We start from the raw sequence: 9783 nt of genomic DNA, 5'->3' as shown, positions 1-9783 counted from the left end.
CCGCATCGCGATCGATGCGCACGAGCCGGTCAAGGATACCGGCCTGCGCCGCACCTGGCCCAACATGGTCGCCCGCGAAGGGGCGCGCGGTCAGGAATATAATGCCTGGGGCGTGCCGACCAATCCGCCCGAACATATGACCATCCTGCCGTTCACGCGGCTGCTCGGCGGTCCGATGGATTTCACGCCCGGCATCTTCGACCTCGCGCACGGCAAGGATGACGTGACGCGGCGCGTGCAATCGACGCTTGCGACGCAATTGGCGGAGTATGTCGTGGTCTACAGCCCGATCCAGATGGCCGCCGACCTGCCGGAGAATTACGAGAAGAATTTGGCCGCTTTCCAGTTCATCCGCGACGTACCGACCGACTGGGAAGTCTCCCACACCCTGCAGTCGGAGATCGGCGACTACGTCGTCGTCGTGCGCCAGCCGCGCGGCGGGCAGGACTGGTATCTGGGCGCGATCACCGACGAGAATGCGCGCACGCTCTCGCAGCCGCTGACCTTCCTGGCACCGGGCAGGAAATATGAGGCGCAGATCTATCGCGACGGGCCCAATGCCGATTACCGGGTCAATCCACTGGCGATCACGATCGAGAAGAAGATTGTGACGTCGAAGGACGTGCTGCCGCTGGAATTGGCGCCGGGAGGCGGCACGGCGATCCGGTTCAAGCTGATCGGGTGAACGCGCCGAAAACTTACTCCAGCATAACGAGAAGACGCCTCCCCGGCGAAGGCCAGGGCCCAGTTTCGGCGCATTGGAGATGGCATCCCGCCATCGCCGAGGACTTCGCGGCTGGGCCCCGGCCTTCGCCGGGGAAGCGTCCAGAGTGGCAACGTGCAACCCAAGAAAACGACTATTTTTCCGTTACTTCCTAAAATTGTGAACGTTCACACTTTCCAGCCTCCCGCAACCCGGTTAGCCTGACCCAAAGATTCGGGAGAGGGCGATGCGGAGATTCCTGCCATTGATGGCGCTTGCCGGCGCGAGCGCCCTGGCCGTGGCGGCGTTCGGGCAATCCGCGCCCGATTCCGCGGGCATCGCCCACCCCGCGCGCTGGCCGATCGCCAAGAGCCGGGGCCTGATCGATCCCGCGACGGAGGCCAGGATCACCGCGCTGATGGCGCGCATGACGATCGAGGAAAAAGTCGGCCAGATGATCCAGGCCGACATCAGCGACATCAAGCCCGAAGACCTGCGTAAATACCCGCTCGGCTCGATACTGGCCGGAGGCAGCTCGCCGCCGCTCGGCAGCCCCGACCGCTCCCCGCAGGGGCCGTGGATCGCAACGTCGAGGGCGTTCAACGCCGTCGCCGACGAGCGTCGCCCCGGCCATGTAGTCATCCCGCTGATGTTCGGGATCGACGCGGTGCACGGCAACAACAATGTGATCGGCGCGACGCTGTTCCCGCACAATATCGGGCTGGGCGCGGCCAACGACCCCGCGCTGATGACCCGGATCGGCCGCGCCACCGCGGAGGAGACCGCCGTCGCAGGTATCGACTGGGCGTTCGGCCCGACGCTGGCGGTGCCGCAGGACGACCGCTGGGGCCGCACCTACGAGGGCTATTCGGAGGATCCGTCGATCACGGCGCGCTACGCCGGAGCGATGGTCCTGGGGCTGCAAGGCGCGCCCGGCAAGGGCCGCATCCAGGCCGGCTATGTCGCCGCCAGCGCCAAGCATTTCCTCGGCGACGGCGGCACCTGGGGCGGGATCGACCAGGGCGACGACCGGATCGACGAGGCGACGCTGATCCGTATCCACGCCGCCGGCTATCCGCCCGCGATCGATGCGGGCGTGAAGACGGTGATGGCCAGCTTCTCGAGCTGGAACGGCGTCAAGATGCACGGCAACAAGTCCTTGCTGACTGGGGTGCTCAAGGGGCGGATGGGCTTCGCCGGTTTCGTCGTCGGCGACTGGAACGGACACGGCCAGGTCCCGGGCTGCACCAAATCGGATTGCCCGGCGGCATTCAACGCAGGGCTCGACATGGCGATGGCGCCCGACGGCTGGCGCGATCTGTTCGACAACACGGTCAAGGAAGCGAAGTCGGGCGCGATCCCGATGAGCCGGATCAATGACGCGGTGCGCCGCATCCTGCGCGTCAAGTTCGCGATGGGTCTGTTCGACCCGGCGCGGCCGTGGGAAGGGCGCGCCGGCGTGCTCGGCTCCCCCGCCCATCGCGCGATCGCGCGCGAGGCGGTGGCGAAGAGCCTGGTGCTGCTCAAGAACGACGGCGTGCTACCGCTGAAGGCGAGCGCCAACGTGCTGGTCGCGGGGCCGGGCGCGGACTCGATCCCGATGCAGGCGGGCGGCTGGACCTTGAGTTGGCAAGGCGACGGCAACAGCAATGCCGACTTCCCCGGCGCGCAATCGATCTATGCCGGAATCGCGGCGGCGATAAAGGCGGGCGGCGGCCGCGCGACGCTCTCCCCCGACGGCAGTTTCGACAAGAGCAAAGGCAAGCCCGACGTCGCGATCGTCGTGTTCGGCGAGCATCCTTATGCCGAGATGCGCGGCGACCTGAAGACGCTGGAATTCGAGCCCGGCGACAAGGCGGCGCTGGCGCTGCTCAGGAAACTGCGCGCGGCGGGCATCCCGACCGTGTCGGTATTCCTGTCGGGCCGGCCGCTCTGGGTGAACCCGGAGATCAACCAGTCGGACGCGTTCGTCGCGGCGTGGCTGCCCGGGAGCGAGGGCGAAGGAGTGGCCGACGTGATCGTCGGCACGCGCGACGGGCGCCCGCGCAAGGACTTCACCGGGCGGCTGTCGTACAGCTGGCCGCGCAATGCCGGGCAGTTCGCCAACAATCGCGGGATGAAGGGGTACGACCCGCTGTTCGCGTTCGGCTATGGGCTGAGCTACGCCAAGGGCGGGCGCGTGGGCGTGCTGGACGAGGCGCCGGGCTTCGACGCATCGGGCGCCAATGCCAGCGTGTTCTTCGCCAAGGGCCAGCCCGCCGCCCCCTTCGCGTTCGGCGCCGGCCCGATCTTGCGCCGCGCGGTCGACGGCCCGCAGACGCAGGAAGGCGCGGTGGCGCTGCTCTGGCCCGCGGGCGGCGCGACGCTGACGATCGAGGCGCCCGCGCCGATCGACCTGACGCGCGAGGCGAATGCCGACGTGGTGCTGAAACTGACCTATCGCCTGGATGCGGGGGCGGCGGGGCCGGTGAGCATGGCAATGGGCGGGAGTCGGCCAATTAGCCTGAACGGCATGCTGAAGGCAGGCGGCTGGCAGATGCTGAGGGTGCCGCTCAAGTGCTTCGCGGCGAAGGGTGCGCGGATGGAGGCGGTGAAGGAGATGGTCGCGCTGAGCGCGGGGGCGGGGTTCGCGGTGTCGGTGGCCGATGTGCGGCTGGATGCCGGGGTGGCGGGGGACGGGTGCGCGGTGAAAGATTAGGGGGCGCCGTAGCGGGGCGGAAAGCGACGCACCGCCCTTTCCGCCCGCTCTTTCCAGCGAATCGCGTCCGCGCCCGGCTGGTTAGTCCCGCAGGTAGCGCTCGACCGCCTCGGCCGAATTGCCGACCGCGTTCACCGCCTGTTGCAGGCGGTCGCGGGAGACGCCGAACTTCTGCGTCCAATATTCGACTTCGTAATCCTCCCCCATCGCGATGCGCGAGGAGTCCTGCGGCGCGCGCAGGGTCTTGTTGTCGGACATGTCTGGCCTCCGTTTGCTTGCCGGAAGCCTCAACGCGTTGGATTCCATCGCGTTTCATCGGTGCTAATCTGGGTTAGCAAGCGCGGCGCGGGGAAACTCGTCACCGTCGCCGCGCTCAGTGCGCGATGCCGATCCCCTGCGGTGCGGGCGCCGTCGTCGCTTGCCCGGCGAGCGCGGCGGTGATCATTGCTGCCAACGCTTCTTCGGCGCGTTCGCGGCTCGACACGTCCCGAGAGACGAGATCGTGCCTGATCCATTCGGGCGTTTTTGCCAGGACGCTAAGTATCTGGGGCATGGCCGATCCCTTCCCGCGCAACATGTCGAAAGACATAATTCGCGCGCGGCGGATTCGATCCCGGTCGCTGAAAACGATCAGTCCGGCAGGTCCGCGCCGGCCGCGCGCAATGCCTCTCGCACGCGGGCGAGCGCGGCGGCGTGCGGATCCTGTTCCTGGAGCAGTGCGAAAGTGCCGTTCAGCGCGAACACGCAATGGCCGTGCACCGTCGCCAGCAGGGAGCGGGCAAGCGCGGGGGCGCGCTCGCGAGTCTCGGGCGGCAGGACGGCGGCGATCTCGGCGCGCAGGATATCGGTCAGCGCGCCGCGTTGCCGCGCATAGCGTTCGGGGAACGGCACGCCGACCGGCAGGCGATGGTCGTAGATCGCCATCCACAGATTGCGGTTGGTGGTGGCGAAGTCGAAATAGGAGGCGACCAGCACGGCAATGCGATCGGGCCCGGCATGGCTCAGCGTCTCGGCGATCGCCTCCGCCCAGTCGAGGAAGGTGCGGCCATTGAGCGCGAGCATCAGGTCGTCGAGATTGTCGAACACATTGTAGATCGTGCCGACCGAATAGCCGATCCGCTTCGCCACTTCGCGCGCGGAAAAGCCGGCGTAGCCGACCTCGGCCAGCAGGCGATGGCCGGTATCGATGATCAGCGCCTCCAGTTCCGCGCGGGTGTGGTCTGAGCGGCGTCCCATGGTCTCGTCCTATGCGGCGGGGGCTCTCTCGTCGCCCCAATCTTCCGTCGGCTGCGCCGGCTCCCTCCCTCCCCCCGACGGGAGAGGAAATTTGGGATAACAAAGAAATTGAACGCTGTGCATTTTTTTAATTGAACACTGATCAGTTTATGCTATCCAGCGCTTCACCCTGATGGAGGCTCGGGCGATGACGGCGTTGGTGCTGATCGGTCTGATGGTGGCGGTGGCGGTCCTGTGGCAGCGGGTCGAGGCGCTCAGGACGCGGGTGGTGTCACTGGAGCTGGCGCTCCATCATGGCGAGCGGCTGGCGCGCGCAGACGCGCGGGGGCCGATGCCTGTCGAGCGGTTCGACCGCGTTGCGCCCGAGCCGGCGGCGGCGCCCGACATCCCTCCACAGCCAGAGAGGCGGCCGACCGCGGCATTCGTGGCGGCGACCGAGCCCGAAGCGGAGCCCGTCCCTGCGCTGGCCGATCCGAAGCCGCGAGTCTTGGAGCCGGCCGCGCCGCCGACGCGTCGTTTCGGGTTCGAGGACATTTTCGGCCGCTATCTGCCAATCTGGGCAGGCGGCATCACGCTCGCGGTGGCGGGCTTCCTGATCGTCAAATATTCGATCGATGCCGGGCTGCTGTCGCCGGCGGTTCGCGTGGTGTGCGGTCTGATCTTCGGCAGCGGCCTGATCGCCGGCGCCGAGCTCGCGCTGCGCCGCGACGACGTGGCACGCGACCCGCGCATCCGCCAGGCGCTGGCGGGCGCGGGGATCGCGACGCTCTATGCCTCGGTGCTGGTCGCGGCCAATCTCTATCATCTGATCGGGCCGATGACCGCGTTCTCCGGGCTGGCGGCGGTCACGTTGCTCGCCGGGTTGCTGTCGATCCGCTTCGGCGCGCCGAGCGCGGTGCTCGGACTGGTCGGAGGCCTCGCCGCGCCGGCCCTGGTCGGATCGGCCGAGCCCAATGTGCCATTGCTGGCGAGCTGGCTGGCGTTGACCGTCGGAGGACTGGCGATGCTCGGACGGCGGCAGAGCTGGTGGTGGCTGGGCGCGCTCGCGGTGGCGGGCGGGTTCGGCTGGGGATTGCTGCTGATCGTCGGCGGGCTGCACGACGTGGCGGCGTCGCTCTCGGTCGGCTCGCTGACCCTGTTGCTCGCGATCGCCTTTCCGCTGGCCGTCGCCGGCACGCCGGGACGCGTGTTCCGCGTCGGCGCGGCGATCGCCGGCTGCGCGCAGATGGCGGCGATCGTCGCCACCGGCGGGTTCGTGCCGCTCGACTGGGGACAATATGCCTTGCTGTCGATGGCGGTGGTGTGGCTGTCGCGGCGCGAGGCGGCACTGGCCGACTTGCCCTTGGCCGGCCTGGGAACGGGCGCGTTGCTCGCCCTCGCCTGGCCCGGCCCGTCGGGGCGGATGCTGGCGCTGGTGTTGGGCGGCGGCGCCGCGATCTATGGCTTGCCGGCTTTGTGGCGGCTGTGGCGCGCCGAGGGCCGGCTGGGCGATGCGGTGCAGGTCGCCGCGATCGGCCTGGCGGTCGCGCTGGTCCCGGCGGCGCATTTCTGGTGGACGACGCCGCGCGCCGATTTCGCCGCGCCGGCGCTGATCGGCATGGCGATCGCCGCGGCGGCGGCGGGGCTCGGCTGGCGCCACGCCCTGCGGCGCGAGGATGCGCGATTCGCGATCGTCGCGGTGGCGGCGATCCTGCTCGGCGCGCTGGCCGCCGGATTGGCCGCGCCGCTCTGGGCGCTGGCGCCGGTCGCCGCGCTGGCCGCCCTCGCCGCGCTCACCCTCGGCCGCCTGGCGGAAGATCCGCGCATCGACCATGCCGCGCAAGCGATCGTCGCCGCCGCGATCGTCCTGCTGGTCGCTTATGATCCCGCCGAGCTCAACCGGGCGATCGGCCTGGCGGTCGGCGCGGCGCCGGTCACCGCATTGGTCCGCTGGGCGATCGGCGCGGCGACGATGGCCGCCTTCGCGCGCTGGTCGATGGATGCGCCGATGCGGCGCTCGGGCGAAGCGGCAACGGCGTTGCTGCTCTATGTCGCCGCGGCGCAGATCGTGCCCGCGGCGTGGCTGGCGCTGGTGCCGGCGGCGATGCTGGGCGCGCTGGCGATCGCCGGCCACCGCGGCCCCGCGCCGGCGCTGGCCGTCACCGCGTCGCTCGCGATCGGCTGGGCGGTCGAGCCGCTGATCACCTGGATGGCGGGGGCGGGCGGGTCGCTGGTCGGGGTGCCGTTCCTGCTCGACCTGGTGCCGCCGGTCGACGCGACCTTGATCCGCATCGCCGCGCCGGCGACCGCGCTGGTCGCCATCGCCTGGCGCGGCGCCTTGCCCGAGCGATTGCGCGAGGTCGGGACGATGGCCGCGATCGCGCTCGCCACGATCACCGTGCATGCCTTGTGGAAGCATGTCTTCGCGATCGCCGACGTCCCGCACTTCGTCGCGCTGGGCATGGCCGAGCGTACCGTGTGGGAAGCCCTGTTGTTCGGTGCGGTGCTGATCGCCTGGCGCTTGGGCGCACGGCGCGTCGCGACCGGGCTGGGGGTCGCCACCCTGCTCCATTTCATCTGGTTCACCGCGCTGCTGCACGATCCCCTGTGGAGCGAGCAATTCGCCGGGCCGTGGCTGGTCCCGGCGTTCGCCATCGCCTTCGCGTTGGTGTGGCTGTCGGATCGCGTGCTGCCGGGCCCGGGCGCCGACCGCGCGCGGGACGGGATCCGTATGGCGCTGATCCTGCTGCTCGCCGCCGCGCTGCTGCGCCAGGCGTTCCACGGCTCGATGCTGTCGGTGCCCGGAGTCAGCCAGGCCGAGGACATCGGGCGCTCGCTCACCGCGATCGCGATCGCGATCGGTTTCCTGCAATGGGGCATCCGCCGCGCCGCGCGCGACTGGCGGATCGTGTCGCTGGCGCTGATGCTGGCGGCGGTGGGCAAGGTGTTCCTGTTCGATGCCGCCGGGCTCGACGGGCTGCTGCGCATCGCCTCGTTCGCTGCCCTGGGCTTCAGCCTGATCGGGGTGGGCTGGCTCTACAGCCGCTATCTGCCCGACGCGGCCAAGGGCGATACGTTGACCGATCCGTCACAATCCGCCGATACCGTCCCTGCGACATAGGGGGTTTGATGTCCGCACCTGATTTTTCGCTGCTCGCCAAGCGCCGCTTCGGGCCGATGTTCGTCGTCCAGTTCCTGGGCGCGTTCAACGACAACGCGCTCAAATATGCGATGCTCTTCCTCGTCACCTTCACGCTCTACAAGGGCGACGAGAACGGGGCGGCGTCGCTCGCGGCGCTCGCCACCGGGCTGTTCATCCTGCCCTATTTCCTGTTCTCCGCGCTCGCCGGACAGATCGCCGACGGCTGGGACAAGGCCAAGTTGATGCGGATCGTGAAGGCGGCGGAGATCGTCTTCATGGCGATGGGGCTTGCCGGCCTCGCGCTGCAATCGGTGCCGCTGCTGCTGACCGTCCTGTTCCTGATGGGCTGTCATTCGACGATCTTCGGGCCGGTCAAATATTCGATCCTGCCGCAGCATCTCGGCCCCAACGAGATCATGGGTGGGACCGGGATGATCGAGGCGGGCACGTTCCTCGCCATCCTGGCGGGGCAGTTGATGCCCAATTTCATTCCGCCCTGGGAAGCGGGCCTGGTCGCCACCGGGCTCGCGATCCTGGGATTCCTCGCCAGCCTGGCGATCCCGCCGGCGCCCCCCGCCAACCAGGGCGTGCCGGTCGACCGCAACGTGTTCCGCAGCACCTGGCAAGTCCTGCGATCGGCGCACGATGCCCGCGATGCCTGGCTCTGCATCCTCGGGATCAGCTGGTTCTTCGCGGTCGGTGCGGTGCTCCTCAACGACTTCGCGCCGCTGGTGACCAACCGGCTGGGCGCGGGCAAGCCGGTGGTGACGTTGTTCCTGCTGGTTTTCTCGATCTCGATCGCGATCGGATCGCTGGCGGTCAATCGCCTGCTCAAGGGCAAGGTCTCGGCCAAATACGTGCCGCTGTCGGCGCTGCTGATGGCGGGGTTCATGATCGACCTGTGGCCGGCGACGCACCATTTCGTGGTGACCGCGCCCGGTGCCGACATCGCCCGCTTCGTCCAGTCGCCGGGCACCTGGCGCATCCTGATCGATCTCGCCGGCCTGGCCTTCGCGGGCGGCATGTTCATCGTGCCGCTCTACGCGCTGCTCCAGACCAACAGCCCGGTGACCGAACGGTCGCGGATCATCGCCGCCAACAACATCGTCAACTCGCTCGTCATCGTGCTGGTGATGGCGGTGGTGATCGCGATGGCGAAATACGGCGCGTCGATCCCCGCGGTGATCGCGACGATGGGCTTTTCGACGCTCCTCGTCGCGCTGGTCAGCTGCTGGCTGCTGCCCGAGACGGTGATCAAACGGCTGATCCGCACCGCCCTGGAACTCGCTTACGGGGTCGAGGTGATCGGCAAGGAGAACATGCCGAGACCCGGCGAGCGCGCGGTGGTGGTGGTCAACCACGTGTCGTGGCTCGACGGCCTGCTGCTCGCCGTGTTCCTGCCGGGCAAACCGGTGTTCGCGGTGCACAGCGCGGTAGTGGCGAGCTGGTGGATCAAGCCCGCGCTCAAATTGTTCCGCGCCTTCCCGGTCGATCCGACCAACCCGATGTCGACCAAGGCGATGGTCAAGGCGGTGAAGGAAGGGAACACCCTGGTGATCTTCCCCGAAGGGCGGATCACGGTCACCGGCGCGCTGATGAAGGTGTTCGACGGCCCCGGCATGGTCGCCGACAAGGCCGACGCGCCGATCATCCCGGTGCGCATCGACGGCGCGCAATATTCGACCTTCTCCAAATTGCGCGGCAAGGTGCGGGTGAAGGCCTTCCCCAAGATCACGCTCACCGTGATGCCGCCCAGGCGGTTCGAGATCAAAGGCGAGATGACCGCGCGTGCCCGCCGTGCGATCGCCGGGCGCCGTCTCTATGACGAGATGAGCAACATGATCTTCGCGACGTCGGAGACCGACAGCACCCTGTTCCAGGCATTGCTCGACGCCAAGGACGTGAACGGCGGCCACGCGCCGATCGTCGAGGACATCAAGCGCGAGCCGATGACCTACAAGAAGCTGGTGGTCGGCAGCATGGCGCTGGGCCGCGCGTTCGATCCGCTCACGCGTCAAGGCGAAG

At 68.7% G+C, this 9783-nt stretch carries 7 protein-coding genes; 4 read left to right on the top strand and 3 right to left on the bottom strand.

Annotation, left to right across the window (positions count from 1 at the left end):
* Window positions 1-685 (top strand): glycoside hydrolase family 97 catalytic domain-containing protein (locus ACTHJR_RS04220; protein ID WP_440521875.1); only part of this gene is annotated, 685 nt, incomplete at its 5' end.
* A 265-nt stretch (window positions 686-950) separates the two neighbouring features.
* The gene (locus tag ACTHJR_RS04215) at window positions 951-3401 is read left to right on the top strand and encodes a glycoside hydrolase family 3 N-terminal domain-containing protein (protein ID WP_440521874.1); all 2451 of its coding nucleotides are present in this window, start codon (window positions 951-953) and stop codon (window positions 3399-3401) included.
* A gap of 81 nt (window positions 3402-3482) precedes the next feature.
* On the opposite strand, the gene ACTHJR_RS04210 is transcribed toward ACTHJR_RS04215, so the two are convergent.
* The 3 genes from ACTHJR_RS04210 to ACTHJR_RS04200 all read right to left on the bottom strand — a co-directional run bounded on the left by ACTHJR_RS04210 (window position 3483) and on the right by ACTHJR_RS04200 (window position 4637).
* Window positions 3483-3659 (bottom strand): DUF3606 domain-containing protein, encoded by a 177-nt coding sequence (locus ACTHJR_RS04210; RefSeq protein WP_440521873.1) that lies wholly within the window; start codon window positions 3657-3659, stop codon window positions 3483-3485.
* A gap of 115 nt (window positions 3660-3774) precedes the next feature.
* Complete coding sequence (locus ACTHJR_RS04205) at window positions 3775-3954, bottom strand: hypothetical protein (protein ID WP_440521872.1); 180 nt, start codon at window positions 3952-3954, stop codon at window positions 3775-3777.
* Between the two features lie 77 nt (window positions 3955-4031).
* Window positions 4032-4637, bottom strand: coding sequence for a TetR/AcrR family transcriptional regulator (locus ACTHJR_RS04200; RefSeq protein WP_440521871.1), 606 nt, complete (start codon window positions 4635-4637; stop codon window positions 4032-4034).
* A gap of 187 nt (window positions 4638-4824) precedes the next feature.
* On the opposite strand from ACTHJR_RS04200, the gene ACTHJR_RS04195 reads away from it, so the two are divergent.
* Together ACTHJR_RS04195 and ACTHJR_RS04190 are read left to right on the top strand one after the other, a co-directional pair.
* Window positions 4825-7737 carry a DUF2339 domain-containing protein gene (locus tag ACTHJR_RS04195; RefSeq protein WP_440521870.1) on the top strand — a complete coding sequence of 971 codons (2913 nt, stop codon included), beginning with the start codon at window positions 4825-4827 and terminating at the stop codon, window positions 7735-7737.
* Window positions 7738-7745: 8 nt separating this feature from the next.
* Window positions 7746-9783, top strand: a 2038-nt coding sequence (locus tag ACTHJR_RS04190) for an MFS transporter (RefSeq protein WP_440521869.1), incomplete at its 3' end; no start/stop codon positions are given.

Source organism: Sphingomonas sp., assembly GCF_051962185.1.
Lineage (GTDB): Bacteria > Pseudomonadota > Alphaproteobacteria > Sphingomonadales > Sphingomonadaceae > Sphingomonas.
Note: the sequence above shows the minus strand (reverse complement) of the source record. Positions and strands in the feature narration are given on the sequence as shown.

Bases quoted from the DNA above. Each gene is read 5' to 3' on its own strand.
- ACTHJR_RS04195 (WP_440521870.1), top strand. From the start codon at position 4,825: ATGACGGCGTTGGTGCTGATCGGTCTGATGGTGGCGGTGGCGGTCCTG.
- ACTHJR_RS04205 (WP_440521872.1), bottom strand. From the start codon at position 3,954: ATGCCCCAGATACTTAGCGTCCTGGCAAAAACGCCCGAATGGATCAGG.
- ACTHJR_RS04215 (WP_440521874.1), top strand. From the start codon at position 951: ATGCGGAGATTCCTGCCATTGATGGCGCTTGCCGGCGCGAGCGCCCTG.
- ACTHJR_RS04200 (WP_440521871.1), bottom strand. From the start codon at position 4,637: ATGGGACGCCGCTCAGACCACACCCGCGCGGAACTGGAGGCGCTGATC.
- ACTHJR_RS04210 (WP_440521873.1), bottom strand. From the start codon at position 3,659: ATGTCCGACAACAAGACCCTGCGCGCGCCGCAGGACTCCTCGCGCATC.